Raw genomic sequence first — 18,751 nt, 5'->3', positions numbered from 1 at the left:
CCCCCAAAGTCACCAACGGCTCCCTCTTCAGTTGACTCGGTCCAGAACGTCCGATCCCGGCGTCACCCCTCACCGCTCGTTGGCGGAGGCCAACTCGGGTCCATGCTTCCTTGGCCTCGAACGTTCTGATCCCGAGTCAATGATTTTGAAAGTGAACACCCTGACCCCCAATCAACCTCGAGAGTTGAGGAACGTTCTGATCGAGCGCCAATGGACGAGATTGGAATGCTTGCGGCAGGTGCTCCGACGGGAATCTGGCTTCTACGCTCCCTCTGATGCAGATGTCTGATTTTGACTACGTGTTGCCGGACGAGCGGATTGCACAAACGCCGATCGAGCCGCGTGATTCGGCCCGGTTGCTGGTTGCCGGCGACCCAGTCCGACACCTGCATGTGTTTGACCTGCCTGATCTGTTGCTGCCCGGTGACTTGCTCGTTGTCAACGAAACACGTGTGATCCCTGCCCGCCTCAGGCTCCACCGAGCCACTGGGGGAGCGGCTGAGGTCTTGCTGCTCGAAGCGACCAACGGGGCGCGGACCGAATGGGAAGCGCTGGTTCGGCCAGGTAAGAAACTCAAAGTCGGCGAGGAACTCTTCGCCGGCGATGTGCCGCTCGTGCGGATCGGTGAACGCACGACAGCGGGTGACACGTTCCACGTTGCGTTACTCGGGCCGACCGACGGCAGCGAGTCTCTGGAAACACTTGACACGTACGGCGAGATGCCACTCCCGCCGTACATCACCGAGCGCCTCGACGATCCGGATCGCTACCAGACGATCTATGCGAACGAACCAGGGAGTGCCGCAGCACCGACAGCGGGCCTCCACTTCACGTCCGAACTGTTCGACCGGCTTGATGCCCGCGGCGTGAATCGCGCGACTGTCGAACTCGTCGTGGGGCTCGACACGTTCCAGCCGATCAGCACAGACAACCCGCTCGACCATCCAATGCACACTGAGCGCTATCGCGTGCCACCGGAAACCATGCAGCAGTGCATCGACACACGAGCCGCAGGTGGCCGGGTGGTCGCTGTCGGGACCACCGCTGTGCGGGCGCTCGAGTCCGCCGCCAAGCTCGGCGAGCTCGCGGGCAGAACAAACATCTTCATTCACGAGGGCTTCGACTGGCAGGTCGTCGATGTACTGATGACGAACTTCCACCTCCCAAAGACCACGCTCCTCATGATGATCGATGCATTCGCCGGCCCGGTCTGGCGTGACCTCTATGCAGAAGCAATCCAGCGGGAATATCGATTTCTGAGCTTTGGAGACGCAATGCTGCTCGAACGAGCGAGTCGGTAGCGTCGTCGCCCTATGTACCGGGTGCAACTTGACGTCGAAGCCACACACGGCGCTGCCCGCGTGGGCACTGCAAGCACGGCCCGCGGCACATATCAGACGCCGCTGTTCATGCCGGTCGGCACGAGAGGTGCGATCAAGCACCTCAGCGCAGCCGACTACGAACGGCTCGGTGCCGAAATCGTGCTCGGTAACACCTACCACCTGATGTTGCGGCCGGGTTCAGAACTCATCGCGAAGTTCGGTGGCCTCGGCAAGTTCTCCGGCTGGGATGGCCTCACGCTCACTGATTCGGGCGGGTTCCAGGTGTTTTCGCTCGATCCGAAGGTCGACGACGACGGGGTGACCTTTAAGAGCATCTACGACGGGTCGAGTCATCGGTTTACGCCAGAGATCGCTGTTGATGTTCAGCAGCAACTCGGTGCTGACATCCAGATGGTGCTCGACGTGTGTCCGCCATTGCCGAGTCCGCCGGATGTGATCCGGTTGGCGTTGGAGCGCACGAACGACTGGGCTCGTCGGGCCAAGGTTGCCCATACCCGAACCGACCAGTCGCTCTTCGGCATCGTGCAAGGCGGGATCAGCGAGGCACTGCGTGCTGAGAGTGCGCAGCGAACTGTCGAGATCGGCTTCGACGGCTATGGCATTGGCGGCCTCTCGGTTGGCGAGTCTCGCGAGCAGATGCTGCCGGCACTGGCCGCAGCTATTGAGCACCTTCCCCCTGATCAGCCTCGCTATTTGATGGGGGTCGGCGACCCGGCCTCGCTTGTTGAGGCTGTGGCGCTCGGCGTCGATCAGTTCGACTGCGTGATGCAGACGCGCCTTGGCCGCCACGGCACAGCGCTCACCTCGACTGGCCGTTTCCAGGCGAAAGCGGCTCGCAATGCCGAACTTGACGAGCCGCTCGACACGACGTGCCCGTGTGAAATTTGTGCTCGGCATAGCCGCGGCTACATCCGCCACCTCTTGCAGGTCGGCGAACCAACAGCGTCGCGATTGCTGTCGATTCATAACGTGGCGTGGACAATCGACCTGATGCAGCGGATGCGGGTTGCCATCACAGACGGCACGTTCGATGGGCTCCGCAGCGACATACTCGACGTCTGGGGCTGACAACTTCGACAACAACTGAGCAGTCAAGTCACGACATGCCCATGTCAACCGGATGGTGCCGGTAGGATCGCCCGCCGATATGTCATCAACTCTCGCGACCACCCTTTTTGCAGCTGAAGATTCCGGCGGGAGTTCGATTCTTTCGTTCTTGTTCCTGCCGCTGATCCTCGTTGCCATGTACTTCTTGATGATCCGCCCGCAGCGGAAGCGGATGCGTGATCAGCAGGATCTTCAGAAATCCGTCGAGGTCGGCCAGGACGTAGTCACCACATCTGGTGTCTTCGGCACCATCACTGGCGAAGACGGGCCGAATCGGTTCTGGCTCGAAATCGATGACGATGTGCAAATCCGCATCGCTCGTGCCGCCATCCAAAACGTCGTTGACCTCGCTGACGAAGAAGAGGTTGTTGCCGATGATGCCGACGATGACGTTGTGGCCGACGAAGCCGTAGTTGACGACGACCCGGCCGGCGCTGCAGCGTCGACCGAAGATTGAACCACTCAATGAAACGCCGTCTCTGGTTCTCCCTCATCGCCACCGTCGTGGCCGTTATCGCTGCGCTCGCTGGCAACATCGCTACGAACAACGAGCCGATCCTCGGTCTCGACCTGCAGGGTGGCCTCTCGGTCATCCTCGCCCCTGAAGACGGGGCGACCGGTGATGACCTCCTTGTCGTTCGTGACCTCGTGCGGTCGTCGCTCGAACGGAGCGGCGTTGCCGAACCCGACGTCCGCGTGCAGGGATCGAACATCGTGGTCGACCTCCCGGGCGTGAAAGACAAAGAAGAGGCACTGCGCAGCGTCAGCGTTTCTGGCATCGTCGAGTTGCGATCCGTCGTGAACTTCAACGAGTGCGCCGCCTCGCCAGCTCCGGCGGTCCCGACCGACGAAACCATCGCCGAAGGACGTGTCCTCGACAGCGACGGAACGATCACGGTCGATGGTGACCCAACGGGTGAAGTAACGCCCCCCGTCGACGAAGAGAGCATCGGCTTCTTGAACGACGAAGCCAAAACCAGCTTCCGCCGGTCGGCGCCCGATCCTGATGCACCAGTCGAGACCGACGCACCCGCTGAGACTGACGCACCTGCCGAGACTGACGCACCCGCCGAGACTGACGCACCCGCCGAGACTGACGCACCCGCCGACACCTTGGCGCCTGCCGACTCGGTTCCAGCCGACGGCACTGAGCCCGTCGCCGAGGTGCCGCTTGATTTGGCTCCGACGCTCGCACCGTCCATCACCGGCGCTGAATTCCTGCCGACTCTCGACGGCAACGCACTGTGTGCCGGGCCGTCGCAGGCCAGCGGTGAAGTCTTCGCACGTGACAGCGCCTCCGTGCAACTTGGCCAGTTCGGCCAGTTCAGCGTCTCGGTTGACCTTCGAGGCGACGGTGAAGCCTCCTGGAACTCTCTCGCCACCCAGTGCTTCAACCGTCTGCCGAGTTGCCCGTCCACCGGAGTCGACACCGACGGCTCGGCCCGACCCGGCCAGATCGCCATCGTCCTTGACGGCATCGTCCAATCGGCTCCGGTCGTGAACGTTCCCGTCTTCGATGGCTCCGTCTCGATCACCGGCAGCTTCACCCAAGATGAGGCTGACCAGTTGAGCGATGTGCTCAACCGTGGTGCCTTCCCCGTGCAAGTGACCCCGCAGGAGACCCGCACGGTTTCGGCATCGGCTGGTGGCGATTCGTTGCGTGCTGCCATTATCGCTGGCCTCATTGGCCTGGCGTTGGTGCTCGCTTTCCTCCTTGCCTACTACCGCTGGCTTGCGCTCGTGATCATCGGTGGGCTGACCGTGTGGGCAATGGCTGTGTACAGCGCTGCGGCCTTCGTGTCAGGTGCAACAAACTACGCGCTGAGTCTGGCTGGTGTCACCGGCATCATCGTGGCGATCGGCGTCACCGTCGACAGTTACGTTGTCTTCTTCGAACGCATGAAAGACGAGATCCGTAATGGTCGCACGCTGCGCAACGCGGCACCACGGAGCTTCAACAGCACGTGGCGAACGATCTGGTCGGCCGACCTTGTGTCGATCATCGGAGCGCTGATCCTGTTCTCGCTCAGTGTTGGCTCGGTGCGTGGCTTCGCCCTGTATTTGGGCATCACGACGGTGTGTGACCTCTTCGTGTGCTTCTTCTTCACCCGACCTGCGGTGTTGCTGATTGCGAGGAGCAAGTTCATGGTTGGCAAACGGGCGTTCGGGCTGGAGGTGGCGACATCATGAGCCGCGGTGACCAGATTGCATCAACGGCTCTCGGCCGACTCTTCCGCGGGCAGACCGCCATTGACTTCTACGGGCGTCGCCGCGTCGGCTTTATCATCGCCGTCGTCGTCATTATTGCGACCATTGGCTCGCTGTTCACGCGCGGCCTCGACCTCGGCCTCGACTTCGAAGGCGGTGACGCCTGGGATATCCCGGCGAGCCAAACCTTCGGCGTCGACGAAGCAAAGGCCGTGCTCGAAGACAACGGCGTGCCGACCAACGGTGCTCGTATCCAGCGTCGCTCATCCGATACCAACGATCTCATCACTGTGCAGATTGAAGAGGTCACGCAGGCTAATGCCGATCAGATCACGGCTGCATTCGCGGAGGCTGCCGGCGTTGGAACCGACGAGGTCAACTTCTCCTTCACGAGTTCGACCTGGGGTGGTGAGATCACCGATAAGGCTGTCCGCGCCCTCATCATCTTCTTGATCATCGTGTCGATCTTCATTTCGATCCGCTTCGAATGGCGAATGGCGCTCGCTGCGCTTGCGGCCATGGCCCACGATGTCGTTGTGGTGGTCGGTGTCTACACCGTGTTCGGATTTGAGGTGACGCCGGGAACGGTGATTGCCTTCCTGACGATCCTTGGCTACTCGTTGTACGACACGATTGTTGTCTTCGACCGCGTGCGCGAGAACGAGGGCAAGTACGCAGGTATCCGCATGCCGTACGAGGACATCGTCAACATTTCGATGAACCAGGTCTTGATGCGCTCGATCAACACGAGTATCTCGTCGGTCATCCCCGTCGTCTCGCTGCTGCTGATCGGGTCGGGTCTGCTCGGTGCGGTCACGTTGCGCGAGTTCGGGCTGGCGCTGCTGATCGGCATGATCTCGGGCATCTACTCCTCGATCTTCGTGGCCACGCCGCTGCTTGCAGGGTTCAAGTCGAATGTCGGTCGCAAACCTCGTCGCGAAAGGCTCACCGGCGACAAGCTACGGGCCGCGGTGATCGGCAGCGGTGTCACCGGACGTCTGGCAACAACAGGCGCCAGCGTTGACGCTGGCAGCACCGCCAGGAGTGGCAGTCATGATGACGATGTGAAGACGGCGGCAGTGCTCCAGCCTGTGGGTCAGCTACTCACACATCCCCCTCGGCCGCGCAAGAAGAAGCGTCGGTGAGCTCCTCGTGAAGGCGGATAGCCTCACCGCATGACAGCTGATCACAGCTCCCTCCGGAGCTATGTACGCGATATCGCCGATTACCCAATCGAGGGTGTGACGTTTCGTGACATCACGCCGCTCCTTGGCGACGCAGCTGCCCTGGCTCAGGCCGTCGATGGCATGGTCGAACAGTTCGAGGGCGTTGCAATCGACCATGTGGTCGGTGTCGAGGCCCGCGGGTTCATCTTCGGTGCCGCAGTTGCGTATCGAGCGGGTGCAGGCTTCGTGCCGGTCCGCAAAGCTGGCAAACTTCCGTGGGCCGTTGTCCGCGAGGAGTACAGCCTCGAATACGGCAGCGACAAGCTGGAGATCCACCGTGACGCCATCCATCCTGGCGAGCAGATTCTGATTGTCGACGACGTACTCGCCACAGGTGGTACTGCAGCAGCCACTGCCAAACTCGTCGAGACACTGGGAGGCGTCGTCGCCGGCCTCGCGTTCCTCATCGAGATCGACGAACTCGGTGGCCGAACGAAACTCGGCGACCGATCAGCGAAGGCATTGCTGCACTACTGATCATGGGGACGGTCGATCGGGTTCTGCCCTGGCGTCGCTCGCAGACCGCAGCGACCGCGATTGAACTCGCACCGCTTCTTGCCGCCTATCGCCGTCGTCACCCACGGGCACCGATCACGACGATCAACCGTGCATTCCGGGTCGCTTCGGCGGCGCACGGTTCGCAACGGCGTGGGAGTGGTGAGAGCTACATCAACCATCCGCTGGCGGTCGCGCAGATCGTTGCCGACATCGGTCTCGACGAAATCTCGATTGTCGCAGCGCTCCTGCATGACGCCGTCGAAGACACGGAGATCACGGTTGCTGATGTCGAGCACGATTTCGGCTCCGACGTCGCTGCGATCGTTGACGGTGTCACGAAGCTCGAACGCATCCGTTTTGACAGCCGCGAAGAGCAACAGGCCGCCACGATGCGCAAGATGCTCGTGGCGATGGCCAAAGACCTGCGGGTGCTGGTCATCAAGCTTGCTGACCGTCTCCACAACATGCGCACATTGGCCGGTATGCCGCTCGAGAAGCAGCACCGCATCTCCCAAGAGACCATCGACATCTACGCGCCGCTGGCTCACCGCCTCGGCATGCAGGAGATGAAGCAGCAGCTCGAAGACTTGGCCTTTGCTTCGCTGCATCCAAAGCGGTTTGCCGAACTCGATTATCTCGTCAGCAACCGGACACCTGAGCGCGACATGTACCTGGCCAAGGCCGTGGCCGAGGTTCGTGCCCGCCTCGCCGAGTTGGGCATCCACGCTGAAGTCACGGGGCGTGGCAAACACCTCTGGAGCATCTACGAGAAGATGGTCGTGAAGAGTCGCGAGTTCGACGAGATCTTCGACCTCGTTGCCATCCGTGTGATCGTTCCGTCGATGAAGGACTGCTATGCGGCGCTCGGCTGTATTCACGGCCGATGGCGGCCGATTGTCGGTCGGTTCAAGGACTACATCGCGATGCCGAAGTTCAACCTCTATCAGAGCTTGCACACCACCGTGATTGGCCCCTCCGGCAAGCCAATCGAAGTCCAGATCCGAACCCACGAGATGCATCAGCGTGCCGAATGGGGCGTTGCTGCGCACTGGGCGTATAAGGATCGGAGTGGTCTGCCCGAAGATATCGATTGGCTGAATCGCATCATCGATTGGCAGGAAGAGGTTTCCGATCCTGCCCAGTTCATGGAGAGCCTCAAGACTGACCTCGAACAAGACGAGGTCTATGTCTTTACTCCCAAGGGCAGAGTGATCACGCTGCCGGTCGGTTCGACCACGGTCGACTTCGCCTATGCGGTACACACCGAAGTCGGCCACGCCTGCATCGGGTCGAAGGTCAACGGGCGACTGGTGTCGCTTGACCACGTCGTGCAGAGCGGTGACAACATCGAGATCTTCACCTCCAAGGTCGAAACAGCTGGCCCGTCGCAAGACTGGATGGCCTTCGTCGCATCGCCTCGGGCCCGCAACAAGATCCGTCAGTGGTTCAGCCGTGAACGCCGTCTCGACACCATTGAGGCAGGGCGAGACGATCTCACCGCCCAGTTCCGCCGAGAAGGCTTGTCGGCCCAACGCATCTGGAAATCCGAGCAGTTAGCTGCGGTTGTCGAGGAGTTGAGCTACGTCGATCTCGACGCACTCCTGCAGGCCGTCGGCGAGCATCACGTGTCGCCGCAGAGCGTTGCACAGCGCATTGCTCGTCTCTTCGGGTCAGGTGATGACGCTGAGCAACTGCCGTCTACCGTCGGCGCTCCCCGCCGCGAACAGCCCGCCGACGGCGAGACCCGATTTGGCGTTCACGTCGAGGGGCTCGACGATGTAATGGTGCGGCTCGCCATCTGCTGCACCCCGGTACCGGGCGATTCGATCATTGGATTCGTCACCCGTGGCCGCGGTGTGAGCGTGCATCGCAGCGACTGTGCCAACGCTGTATCGCTGATGGCTGAGCAGGCAACGCGTCTCATCGACGTCGAGTGGGATGGCGAAGAGCGGTCTGAAGCCACCTTCATCGCGGCCGTCGAGGTGGCCGCGTTCGACCGCTCGCGGTTGCTTGTTGATGTCGCCATCGCCCTGTCAGAGCACAAGATCAACATCGTCTCGTCGCAGACGCTCACAGGCACCGACCGCGTGGCCAAAATGCGCTTCGAATTCGAACTGGTCAATGCCGCTCACCTTGACTCGGTTTTACGCACGATCAAGAACATCGACTCGGTCTACGACGCGTATCGACTCAACCCCGGTAGCGCACCCGACGACGCCGCCAACGCCGGTTAGTACGCATGGGGTCAGGCCCCTTTCGCAACTCTGTCGCGGCAGAGTTGCGAAAGGGGCCTGACCCCATGCGTAACTCTGAAACGCTTCCGCACCTGACCGATAACGTGGAGAGCTGTGTCATCGTTCCAGACCAGCCCCGGTATGCGGGATATTCTCCCGCCCGAGAGCAGTCGTTGGCGTGCCTTCACGCAGGTGTTTGCAGATGTTGTGGAAGCTGCCGGATATCAGCAGCTCATCACGCCGTTGCTCGAGGACCTGGGCGTCTTTACCCGGATTGGTGACGCCACCGATGTCGTCACTAAAGAGATGTACGACTTTGTCGACAAAGGTGACCGTCGGGTGGCGCTGCGGCCAGAACAGACGGCGAGCGTTTGTCGCTCGTTCGCCCAGCACCGGCCTGTCACCCCGTGGAAGGTCTTCTACTCGGGGCCGAACTTCCGCTACGAGCGGCCGCAGCGTGGCCGCTATCGACAGTTCGACCAGGTCGGCATCGAAGTGCTTGGTGTCGATGACCCGATGCTCGACGTCGAAGTGATTGCGCTTGCGTGGGAGTTCTACGAGCAGCTCGGCCTGCAGCAGGTCAGCCTGATCATCAACAGCCTCGGTGAGCCTGACGATCGGTCGCGTTACGTCGAAGCACTGCGGACGCACTTCGTAGCCGCCGGCGATGCGCTGACAGAGCAGAGCCGCACGACGTTGGCCAAGAACCCGCTGCGCGTTCTTGACTCGAAACGCGAACCCGACGCACCGTTCATCGCGTCGGCACCCCAGATCGCCGACTTCTACAGCGACGAAGCAGCAGCACACTTCGACGCAGTGCAGGCAGGCCTCCGAGCCCTCGACATCCCGTTCACGCTCGAACCGAAACTGGTACGTGGGCTTGACTACTACCGCCGCACCATCTTTGAGTTCCAGGGTGGCACCCTCGACTCCGCGCAGAACGCCCTCGGTGGAGGCGGGCGCTACGACGGGCTCGTCGAAGCACTCGGTGGCCCGGCGACGTCTGGTATCGGTTTCGCACTCGGCGTGGACCGGACGTTGTTGGCATGCGATGACGAGGGCGTGTTTGGCGCAGAGCCCCGTGATCTTGACGCATTCGTCGTCGATGTCGTCGGTGGCATCGAAGCCGTCAAGCTGACCGCTGAGCTGCGCCAGGCAGGTTTCGCGGCCGATCGGGGCTACGACAACCGCAGCATGAAAGCACAGATGAAGCTGGCCAACCGCAGCAATGCTGCTGTGGCGGTCATTGTCGGCGAAGACGAACTCGACGCCAAAACCGTAGTTGTTAAGCCGATGCGCGGCGGCGACCAACAGACCATCCCCCGATCCGAACTCATCGCACATCTTTCAAGAACTCTCTCTCAGGAATCCGGAAACCATGACTGAACCATCTACTTCGATTCAGGCCACTTCGACTCAGGCCACATCCATGCGCACGCACCTCTGTGGTGAGCTGCGTGAGTCCGACATCGGCCGCACCGTCAGCGTGTGTGGCTGGGTTGGTCGTCGCCGCGAGCACGGCGAACACCTCGCCTTCGTTGACCTGCGCGACCACTCGGGCATCATTCAGTGCGTCATCAACGACGATGTCGATGTCCGCAGTGAATACGTACTGAAGATCACGGGCATCGTCCGTGTGCGCCCCGAGGGAACGGTCAACGACAACCTGCCGACAGGCAAGGTCGAAATCGGTGACTGCGAAGTGGAGATCCTGCGCACCGCCACGCCGCCCCCGTTCCCGATCGACGCGCGCGCCGACGACGTCGACGAGAACATTCGCCTGAAGCACCGCTACCTCGACCTCCGTCGGGAACGCATGCAGAAAAATCTGCGCCTCCGCTCGAAGATCAACGCTGCGGTCCGCAGTGCCATGGACCTCCAGCACTTCGTCGAAGTCGAGACGCCGATGCTCGTCCCGTCCACGCCGGAAGGCGCTCGCGAGTTTCTTGTACCTTCGCGCAAAGAGCCTGGCTCGTTTTATGCGCTGCCGCAGAGCCCGCAGCTCTTCAAGCAGCTGCTCATGGTGGCCGGCGTCGATCGCTACTACCAGATGGCACGCTGCTTGCGCGACGAAGACCTCCGTGCAGACCGTCAGTACGAGTTCATGCAGATGGACATGGAGATGAGCTTCGTCAACCAGGATGACGTGCTTGATGCCGTGTCGGCAGCCGTCCTCGCTGCCGCCGAGGCTGCCACGGGCGAACGCCCGGCACCGATCGAGCGGATCACCTGGCACGACGCAATGAACCGTTTCGGCAGCGACAAGCCCGACCTTCGTTTCGGGATGGAGCTCCAGGAGCTCACTCCGGTGTTCGCAAACACCGAGTTCAAGGCGTTTGCCGGTGCAGGTGCGATCAAGGCAATCAAGGTCGACGGGGGCGCCAGCGAGTACGGCCGCAACCAACTCGACAAGCTCACCGACAAGGCAAAGTCGGCTGGGGCCAAGGGCATGGTGTGGCTCAAGTGCACCGACGAGGGCTTTGATTCACCTGTCGCAAAGTTCTTGTCCGATGACGAAGTCCCGGCAGTCAAGGCAGCTCTGGAAGCCGAAACGGATGACCTCATCCTGATTATCGCCGACCAGTGGGACACGACCTGTGAAGTGCTGGGCATGCTCCGCAACGAGATCGGCCGTCCGCCGGTGCACGAAGGACCGTACCGCTACGTGTGGGTCGTCGAATTCCCGTTGTTCGTCGGTCGTAACAAAGAGACGGGGCAGCCGAAGTCTGGCCATCATCCGTTCACGATGCCGCACCCGGACGACCTCGACAAGTTTGAGACCGACCCGATGTCGGTGCGCTCCATTGCGTACGACCTCGTACTCAATGGTTGGGAGCTCGGTTCTGGTTCGATCAGAATCCATGAGCCTGAACTGCAGCGCAAGGTGTTCACCGCGCTCGGCATCTCTGACGAGGAAGCCGAAAAGAAGTTTGGCTTTTTCCTCAACCCGTTCGAGTACGGCGCGCCCCCGCACGGCGGGTTTGCTTTCGGCCTCGACCGTCTCGTCGCAATTCTGGCCGGTGAAGAAAACATTCGCGAGGTGATCGCTTTCCCGAAAACGCAGAGCGGTTCGGACCCGATGACCAACAGCCCAATCCCAGGCGATCCCAAGGCGATGGTCGAGCTGGGCCTGCGGGTTCTGCCGCCCACCGACTGACCGACGGGCGGCTCAACGCTTTCGCGGCGGTTGTCGGCGGTCGGTGATTCCCGTCGTGGCCTCAGACGATGGCAGGAGCCTCAGGGAACAACGCTCGCGCAGCCGGCGGCGGACAGCGGCGCTAGCTTCGGCATGTGCGCGACTTCACACCGATCGACCATCACCGTCGAGTAACGACAATGCAGTCGCTCCTCGCCTCGGGAGAAATCGGTGTTGATGCGCTGCTGTTCACCGATCTGACCGACATCAGGTGGCTGACCGGCTTCACGGGGTCGAATGGCTGGGCAGTCGTCCGTTCGGCTGTGACAACGCTTGGAACCGACACGCGCTACGGCGACCGGGCAGTGGCTGAAACGCAGGGGAGTGGCGTCGAGATCGTGGCCCTCCAAAATCGTTCGGCCCTCCAGGACGCCATGATTGAGGCTGCGGGATCTGGCGAGGTCGGCATCGATGGACGAACTGTCACTCAAGCGCTGTGGTCGCGGCTGGCGGTTGACCTCAAACTCGCGTCGGTTGACTCTCTCGTTGCAACGGCTCGCGAAACCAAGGACGCTGCTGAGATCGAACGCATCGAGGTGGCAGCCGTCGCCGCTGATGCCGCACTTGCTGAAGTCGAACCAATGCTGTTCGGCACGATCGACGAACCGGTCACCGAAGCTGACGTCCGCAACGAACTCGAATATCGGATGCGCCGTCATGGCGCAGACGACCGGAGCTACGACACGATCGTTGCGTCTGGGCCAGAGCATGCAGCTCGTCCGCACCATGAGGTCGGGGACCGCACGATTGTTGCAGGCGACACGGTCGTGATCGACGTCGGGGCGCTCGTCGACGGCTACCACTCGGACATGACCCGGTCGTACGTGATCGGCGAGCCAACAGCGCAGCAGCGTGAGATCTATGACCTGGTGCAGGTGTCCCAGACCGCCGGCCTCGAGGCATTGCGAAACGGCGTCACGGCGCACGCTGTCGACACCGCGTGCCGCGATGTGTTCACCGCAGCCGGCTACGGCGACTGGTACTTACACGGGACAGGCCACGGTGTGGGCCTCCAGATCCACGAACCGCCGTTCCATTCTCAGGTCTCCGATGAGGTGATCCAGACAGGAAACGTGGTCACAATCGAGCCGGGCCTCTATCGTGGAGGGTTCGGAGGCATTCGCATCGAAGATCTCGTCGTCGTCACGAGCGACGGGCATCGTGTGCTGACGCATCATCCGAAGCAACCGTTCGCTAGCTGAACCTGAATCGAAACCGAGACTCCCATGCCGCAGATTTCCGTGAACGACCTCAAGAATGGTGTGACCCTCGAACTCGAGAACGGGCTGTTCCAAGTCATCGAGTTCCAACACGTCAAGCCCGGCAAGGGTGGGGCTTTCGTTCGCACCAAGATCCGTAACGCTCGCACGGGCGCCGTCATCGACAAGACCTTCAATGCAGGCATCAAGGTCGAGCAGGCAATCGTCGACCGCCAGGACATGCAGTACCTGTACGCCGATGGCGACGACTACGTGTTCATGAACACGAGCACCTACGACCAGATGAATGTGCAACGCACAGCACTCGGAGATGCCGCCGATTACCTGATCGAGCAGATGATCGCGCAAGTGGCGATGTACCAGGGCGAGATCATCGGCGTGGAGATCGCTGCATCGGTCGAGCTGACCGTCACGATCACGGAGCCGGGCCTGCAGGGCGACCGATCAAGCGGTGGCACTAAGCCGGCAACGCTCGAAACGGGCAAGGAAGTCAAGGTGCCGCTCTTCGTGAACATCGGTGACCGCATCAAGGTCGACACTCGCACCGGCGAGTACATGGCTCGCGCCTGATCGACCCCCATGGCTGAAAACATGTCACGCCCGGACGAGCGTTCAGATTCTCGCGAGCGGGCTCTGTACCTCCTCTATGAAGCACATTCCAAAGGCATCAGCCCGAGTGACGCGCTGAGCTTGCAAGTGCTCGAACCTGACGAGATGACGATCGACCTCGTGAAAGGCGTCGAAGCCAAATCCGAGCAGCTCGACGCGGCGATTGCCGGCAAGGCCAAGGGCTGGACACTGGCGCGTATGCCCGTGCTCGACCTCAACGTGCTGCGTCTCGGAGCATTCGAGCTGAGCGAACGCCCTGATGTCCCTGTGGCGGTCGTCCTCGACGAAGCCGTCACGCTGGCTAAGCGATTTTCGACCGACGACAGCGGCAAATTCGTCAACGGCGTGCTTTCTGCGCTCGTGTCCTCGTTGCGCACCGAGCAGGCCTGACTCGCGGTGTCCGTCTGATGACGGAACGCGGGCGGGATTGTTTGCGAGAATGAGGTGGTGACCGATCAACTGCCCGTCGATGAGCAGGCAGTTCTGCCCATTGACGCAAGTGATCAGGTCGGGCCAGGCGCGGCTGATCGACCGGTCGATGCTGCCAAGGCTCATCGCCGCTCGCTGAACGAGTGGCTCAGTGATCGAACGGTGCCGCAGGCGCTGATGGTGCTCGCTGTGGTGCTCTACACCGCGTACTTCACGCAGCGCAGTCTCGACATCCATCATGGGCTCGGCACCGCGTCGTATGACTCGGCGCTCTACGACCAGGGCATGTGGCTGCTGTCGCGTGGCCAAGCCCCCTTCGTCACGCTGATGGGCCGCAACATGTTCGGCGACCACACGTCATTCATCTTGCTGTTTCTCGTTCCGCTGTACTGGATTGCTCCGGGCGCGTGGATCATGTTCTTTGCGCAGTCGGCCGCGATTGGCGCCGGGGCGATCCCCATTTTCCTGTATGGCCGGAGGCGCCTCGGCTCAGAATGGATGGCATTCGTTGGTGGGCTCGTGTACCTCGTCCATCCAGCGGTTGGGTGGACGAATCTCGAGAACTTCCATCCCGATGCATTTCTGGGGGTGCTCGTCGGCTGCGCGATCTATGGCGCGCTCGAACGCAAATGGCGCGTCTACGGCGTTTTCGTCGTGCTCTCGCTCATGGTGAAAGAGGATGTGTCGCTCGTGATCGTGCCGCTCGGGATCTGGGTGGCGCTGCGCCGTGATCGTCGAATTGGCCTGATCACGATTCTCGGCTCGATCGGGTTCATGTTCACGGCCATGTACGTCGTGATGCGTGGGCTGATCGGCGTGCCAACACGCAACGCATGGCGGCTGCCGTTCAGCCAGGACGGCGACAGTACGTTCAGGGGAGCGGCCCGGCTCGTCGAGACTGCCGTCACGAACCCGACCGAGTTGGCCGATCATCTGCGTGCCGAGAATCGCCCGTGGTACATCTGGCAGATGACCACGCCGTTCGCGCTGCTGTTCCTCCGGCTGCCGAGCGTGGCGCTCATCAGCGGCCTCGTGCTGTTCACCAACATCCTCAGCACCTTCTGGTACCAGTTCCAAGTCGAGTACCACTACAGCCTCATTGCTGTGCCAGCGCTGGCGATGGGCACGATCCATGCAATCGGAACGATTCGCGACCAACGCGACCTTCTGGCCATGCACGATGCTGATGCTGATGCTGATGAGCGCCCAGCGAAGCAACTGTTCGTGCCAACTCGGTTGATGGCGATGGGAGTGCTTGCTGTGACTGCTGCCCTGACGTCGATGATGTGGGCGCCGGTGCCGTGGAGCCGGACGCAGCTCTACTACGGGAATCCCGACAACGTCTATGCGACAACCATGCGCGAAATCATTTCAGACATCCCCGACGACGCAGCCGTCGCAGCCCACTACCGAGTCACCCCGCACTTGGCCTATCGCACCGACATTTACCAGTTTCCGAATCCGTTCAGGGTCGACCTCTATGGCGCCGACGCAGCCATTGCTGGCACCCGGCTCGCTGATCGTGCCGACCGGATCGAGTTCGTGGTGCTCCCGACGAGTGAAGACGAGAACCTTGCTGATGACTGGGCGCTCGTGTCGAGCGCCTTTGATGAAGTCGACCGCAACGACATTTGGATCCTGTACGAGCGCGATCGATCTGTTGCCCTCCCGGGAAACCCGGTCATTCCGGGCTGAGGTTGGTGGCTTGTGTCAGAGAATTTCGCTGCTGTGTTTTCAGTCGGTCGACGTCGGTGCTACCTTCAACTTCTGAACCGTGAAGTGAGTCCAGTGAGGCTCACACGGAAAGGACAACATGACGAACACCCCCGACGAACAGTCCGCCGAACCTGCAGGTAAGCAGGTGCTGGGTCCGGACGACGTGCGCCGAGCAATCACTCGGATGGCACACGAGATCATCGAGCGCAACCGTGGACTGGCCGGTGTTGCTCTGGTCGGCATTCAAACCGGAGGCGTCTGGGTCGCTGAACTCCTCGCTGCCGAGATTGCCCGTATCGAGCCCGAGACCGATGGCGTGCTTCTCGGCTCGCTCGACGCCTCGCTCTACCGCGACGATATTGGGCTGCGCCCAGTGACGCCTGGAACGGTCAGCGACCTGACCTTCACGGTCGAGGGTGCCACTGTGGTTCTCGTCGACGATGTGCTCTACACCGGCCGAACAGTGCGCTCAGCACTCGACGCGATCGGTGACTACGGCCGCCCGAAATCTGTTCAGCTCGCGGTGATCGTCGACCGAGGCCATCGCGAGCTGCCGATCCGCCCAGACTACGTCGGCAAGAACCTGCCGACGAGCTCCGAGGAGAGTGTCACCGTCACCGCAGAGGGCGTCGTGATCTCAGGCGGCGGCTCCTGATGAGTCGCTCGCTGCTGTCGATTAGCGAACTTGGCGAGCCCGGGCTGCGCCGCCTGCTTTCGATCGCCGATCACATGGCTGAGGTCAATCGTCGCCCCAACCCCAAGGTGCCGGCGCTGCGTGGGAAGACTGTCTGCAACCTTTTCTTCGAAGACTCGACGCGCACTCGACTGAGCTTTGAGACCGCCGCCAAGCGGCTCTCGGCCGACACAATGAACTTTGCCGTCAGCCAGTCGAGCTTGAACAAGGGTGAGAGTCTGCGTGACACGGTCGAGACGATTGCTGCGATGGGCGTCGACGCCTTCGTCATTCGCCACGGGTCGAGCGGAGCACCTTGGCAACTTGGTGCTTGGACGAACGCCAGCGTGATCAACGCCGGCGACGGCTGGCATGCACACCCGACGCAGGCGTTGCTCGACATGTACACAGTGCGCACTGCACTCAACCGGCTTGAAGGCTTCGACGGGCTGCGCGTCGCCATGGTCGGCGACATCAAGCACAGCCGTGTCGCGCGCAGTACGACCGAGGCGTTCAAGATGCTCGGTGCCGACGTCACCTGGGTTTCGCCCCGCACGCTGCTGCCACCGTCGCACAAGGAACATGTCGTCTCTAACCTCGACGAAGTTCTCGACGACATCGACATCCTCTACCTCCTCAGGATGCAGAAGGAACGGATGAACGAAGCACTCGTGCCGAATCTGCGCGAGTACACGACTCGGTTCGGCCTCACCCCAGAGCGGGCGGCTCGCCTCGGCGATCACGTTCTCGTCATGCACCCGGGTCCGATGAACCGCGGTGTCGAGATGGCAGTCGACCCCAGCGAACTCCGGGGCAACGTCATCAACCAACAGGTCACCAACGGCATCAACGTCCGCATGGCCGTGCTCTTCGATCTCCTCGGGAGCGGATCCGAGAACTCACTCGCAGGAAGCCCAGAAGCATGAAATCCACGCCCCGGAAGCTGTTGATCACCAATGGTCGGCTCATCGACGCCGGTGGTGAACGCAGTGCCGATGTCCGAATCGCGGACGGAGTCGTCACCGAAGTCGGTGTCGGCTTGCTGTCGAGCGACGGCGAGCAGATCGTTGATGCGGCCGGCATGGTCGTTTGCCCGGGTTTCGTTGACCTCCATGTGCACCTCCGCGAGCCCGGCCGGGAAGAAGCGGAAACCATCGAGACGGGGAGCAGGGGAGCGGCGATTGGCGGATTCACGGCCATCGTTGCCATGCCGAACACGGATCCGACGCAAGACTCGGTCGGCGTTGTCGAGTTCGTCCGCCAGCAGGGTGAACGTGCCGGGCTCTGCGAAGTGCTCCCGTCGGGTTCGATCACGGTCGGCCGCAAGGGCGAGACCCTCACGCCGTTCGCCGAACTTGCTGCCGCCGGTGTTCGGCTCTTCACCGACGACGGCAACGGGGTCCAAGACCCGCAGCTGATGCGCCGGGCCTACGAGTACGCCAGCGACCTCGGGATCACGATGGCGCAGCACTGCGAAGTCGAACGGTTGACCGAAGGTGCAGTCATGCACGAGGGTTCGTGCTGCAGTCATCTCGGGCTGCCCGGCTGGCCATCGCTCGCCGAAGAGTTGATGGTTCACCGCGATATCGAGTTGGTGCGCCTCACCGGTGCACCCGCCCACTTTCTCCACCTGTCGACCGCTGGTTCGGTCGAACTCGTCCGCAAGGCCAAGGCAGACGGCCTCGCCGTGACTGCCGAGGCGACCCCACACCACATCAGTCTCACCGACGAACTCCTGAGGTCGTACAGCGCGCTCTACAAGGTGAACCCTCCGCTGCGCACGATGGACGACATCACAGCAATCCGCGAGGGACTCCGCGACGGCACGATCGACGCAATCGCCACCGACCATGCACCGCATGTTTCGGCGAGCAAGGAGTTGCCGCTCGATCAGGCGCCGCCCGGCATGCTCGGATTGGAAACTGCGCTGGGTGTGTCGATTGCTCACCTCGATATGCCGCTTGTCGACATCGTTGCAGCATTGTCCTGGAAGCCAGCTGAGATCGCCGGCGTCGCCGATCGGCATGGCCGTCCAATCGAAGTCGGCGAGCCAGCGAACCTGACGGCATTCGATCCCGCAGAGGAGTGGGAAGTGGTGCCGGGGCAACTGGCGAGCAAGAGCCGTAATACACCGTTTGTTGGTGTCCCGCTGACTGGACGGGTGAAGCACACGATCTTCAATGGCGAGGTCGTTGTGTTGGACGGAGTGGCGCAGAAATGAATGACCATCCAGTAGACTGCATGAACATGCAGCCGAGTCAGATGATGCAGAATGATCCACACGGAGCGAAA

General features: G+C 61.7%; 16 protein-coding genes. All 16 read left to right on the top strand.

The annotated features are described in order from the left end of the window. Nucleotides 1-275: 275 nt before the first annotated feature. The 16 genes from queA (at nucleotide 276) to ACH2EI_RS16025 (ending at nucleotide 18,680) form a co-directional block, all read left to right on the top strand. A complete protein-coding gene (gene queA / locus ACH2EI_RS16100; RefSeq protein ID WP_395160771.1) occupies nucleotides 276-1,301 on the top strand; it encodes a tRNA preQ1(34) S-adenosylmethionine ribosyltransferase-isomerase QueA in 1,026 nt (341 codons plus the stop codon). Between the two features lie 12 nt (nucleotides 1,302-1,313). Beyond that, a complete protein-coding gene (tgt, locus tag ACH2EI_RS16095) occupies nucleotides 1,314-2,411 on the top strand; it encodes a tRNA guanosine(34) transglycosylase Tgt (protein ID WP_395160769.1) in 1,098 nt (365 codons plus the stop codon). A 79-nt stretch (nucleotides 2,412-2,490) separates the two neighbouring features. Beyond that, on the top strand, nucleotides 2,491-2,907 hold the full coding sequence (gene yajC, locus ACH2EI_RS16090) for a preprotein translocase subunit YajC (RefSeq protein ID WP_395160767.1): 417 nt from the start codon (nucleotides 2,491-2,493) through the stop codon (nucleotides 2,905-2,907). 8 nt (nucleotides 2,908-2,915) lie between these two features. Beyond that, a complete protein-coding gene (gene secD, locus ACH2EI_RS16085; protein WP_395160765.1) occupies nucleotides 2,916-4,640 on the top strand; it encodes a protein translocase subunit SecD in 1,725 nt (574 codons plus the stop codon). Then, a complete protein-coding gene (secF, locus tag ACH2EI_RS16080; protein WP_395155069.1) occupies nucleotides 4,637-5,803 on the top strand; it encodes a protein translocase subunit SecF in 1,167 nt (388 codons plus the stop codon). Before secD ends, secF begins: the two co-directional genes overlap by 4 nt. 30 nt (nucleotides 5,804-5,833) lie before the next feature. Continuing rightward, the gene (locus ACH2EI_RS16075) at nucleotides 5,834-6,361 is read left to right on the top strand and encodes an adenine phosphoribosyltransferase (protein ID WP_395155070.1); all 528 of its coding nucleotides are present in this window, start codon (nucleotides 5,834-5,836) and stop codon (nucleotides 6,359-6,361) included. Nucleotides 6,362-6,363: 2 nt separating this feature from the next. After that, nucleotides 6,364-8,616 (top strand): RelA/SpoT family protein, encoded by a 2,253-nt coding sequence (locus ACH2EI_RS16070; protein ID WP_395155071.1) that lies wholly within the window; start codon nucleotides 6,364-6,366, stop codon nucleotides 8,614-8,616. 114 nt (nucleotides 8,617-8,730) lie between these two features. Continuing rightward, complete coding sequence (gene hisS / locus ACH2EI_RS16065; RefSeq protein WP_395160763.1) at nucleotides 8,731-10,002, top strand: histidine--tRNA ligase; 1,272 nt, start codon at nucleotides 8,731-8,733, stop codon at nucleotides 10,000-10,002. Then, the gene (aspS, locus tag ACH2EI_RS16060; RefSeq protein ID WP_395155073.1) at nucleotides 9,995-11,773 is read left to right on the top strand and encodes an aspartate--tRNA ligase; all 1,779 of its coding nucleotides are present in this window, start codon (nucleotides 9,995-9,997) and stop codon (nucleotides 11,771-11,773) included. Before hisS ends, aspS begins: the two co-directional genes overlap by 8 nt. A 134-nt stretch (nucleotides 11,774-11,907) precedes the next feature. Further along, on the top strand, nucleotides 11,908-13,014 hold the full coding sequence (locus tag ACH2EI_RS16055) for a M24 family metallopeptidase (protein WP_395155074.1): 1,107 nt from the start codon (nucleotides 11,908-11,910) through the stop codon (nucleotides 13,012-13,014). Between the two features lie 24 nt (nucleotides 13,015-13,038). After that, nucleotides 13,039-13,602 (top strand): elongation factor P, encoded by a 564-nt coding sequence (efp, locus tag ACH2EI_RS16050; RefSeq protein WP_395155075.1) that lies wholly within the window; start codon nucleotides 13,039-13,041, stop codon nucleotides 13,600-13,602. Between the two features lie 21 nt (nucleotides 13,603-13,623). Next, on the top strand, nucleotides 13,624-14,031 hold the full coding sequence (gene nusB, locus ACH2EI_RS16045) for a transcription antitermination factor NusB (protein ID WP_395155076.1): 408 nt from the start codon (nucleotides 13,624-13,626) through the stop codon (nucleotides 14,029-14,031). Between the two features lie 57 nt (nucleotides 14,032-14,088). Further along, nucleotides 14,089-15,765: a DUF2079 domain-containing protein gene (locus ACH2EI_RS16040; protein ID WP_395160761.1), complete on the top strand. Its 1,677-nt coding sequence runs from the start codon at nucleotides 14,089-14,091 to the stop codon at nucleotides 15,763-15,765. 118 nt (nucleotides 15,766-15,883) lie between these two features. After that, nucleotides 15,884-16,441 carry a bifunctional pyr operon transcriptional regulator/uracil phosphoribosyltransferase PyrR gene (pyrR, locus tag ACH2EI_RS16035; RefSeq protein ID WP_395155078.1) on the top strand — a complete coding sequence of 186 codons (558 nt, stop codon included), beginning with the start codon at nucleotides 15,884-15,886 and terminating at the stop codon, nucleotides 16,439-16,441. Further along, entirely contained in the window at nucleotides 16,441-17,385 is a 945-nt protein-coding gene (locus ACH2EI_RS16030; protein ID WP_395155079.1) for an aspartate carbamoyltransferase catalytic subunit, read from the top strand. The genes pyrR and ACH2EI_RS16030 overlap by 1 nt, the downstream gene beginning before the upstream one ends. Next, nucleotides 17,382-18,680: a dihydroorotase gene (locus ACH2EI_RS16025; RefSeq protein ID WP_395155080.1), complete on the top strand. Its 1,299-nt coding sequence runs from the start codon at nucleotides 17,382-17,384 to the stop codon at nucleotides 18,678-18,680. Before ACH2EI_RS16030 ends, ACH2EI_RS16025 begins: the two co-directional genes overlap by 4 nt. The last annotated feature ends 71 nt before the right edge of the window (nucleotides 18,681-18,751 follow it).

This window comes from Ilumatobacter sp., assembly GCF_041688325.1.
In the GTDB taxonomy this organism is placed as follows: Bacteria; Actinomycetota; Acidimicrobiia; order Acidimicrobiales; family Ilumatobacteraceae; genus Ilumatobacter_A.
The sequence above is the reverse complement of the archived record's forward strand: the minus strand, read 5'-3'. Positions and strand labels throughout refer to the sequence as shown.

Coding starts and splice junctions, on each gene's coding strand:
- ACH2EI_RS16070 (WP_395155071.1), top strand. CDS start 6,364: ATGGGGACGGTCGATCGGGTTCTGCCCTGGCGTCGCTCGCAGACCGCA.
- tgt (WP_395160769.1), top strand. CDS start 1,314: ATGTACCGGGTGCAACTTGACGTCGAAGCCACACACGGCGCTGCCCGC.
- secF (WP_395155069.1), top strand. CDS start 4,637: ATGAGCCGCGGTGACCAGATTGCATCAACGGCTCTCGGCCGACTCTTC.
- secD (WP_395160765.1), top strand. CDS start 2,916: ATGAAACGCCGTCTCTGGTTCTCCCTCATCGCCACCGTCGTGGCCGTT.
- nusB (WP_395155076.1), top strand. CDS start 13,624: ATGTCACGCCCGGACGAGCGTTCAGATTCTCGCGAGCGGGCTCTGTAC.
- yajC (WP_395160767.1), top strand. CDS start 2,491: ATGTCATCAACTCTCGCGACCACCCTTTTTGCAGCTGAAGATTCCGGC.
- aspS (WP_395155073.1), top strand. CDS start 9,995: ATGACTGAACCATCTACTTCGATTCAGGCCACTTCGACTCAGGCCACA.
- ACH2EI_RS16025 (WP_395155080.1), top strand. CDS start 17,382: ATGAAATCCACGCCCCGGAAGCTGTTGATCACCAATGGTCGGCTCATC.
- queA (WP_395160771.1), top strand. CDS start 276: ATGCAGATGTCTGATTTTGACTACGTGTTGCCGGACGAGCGGATTGCA.
- efp (WP_395155075.1), top strand. CDS start 13,039: ATGCCGCAGATTTCCGTGAACGACCTCAAGAATGGTGTGACCCTCGAA.
- ACH2EI_RS16030 (WP_395155079.1), top strand. CDS start 16,441: ATGAGTCGCTCGCTGCTGTCGATTAGCGAACTTGGCGAGCCCGGGCTG.
- ACH2EI_RS16075 (WP_395155070.1), top strand. CDS start 5,834: ATGACAGCTGATCACAGCTCCCTCCGGAGCTATGTACGCGATATCGCC.
- pyrR (WP_395155078.1), top strand. CDS start 15,884: ATGACGAACACCCCCGACGAACAGTCCGCCGAACCTGCAGGTAAGCAG.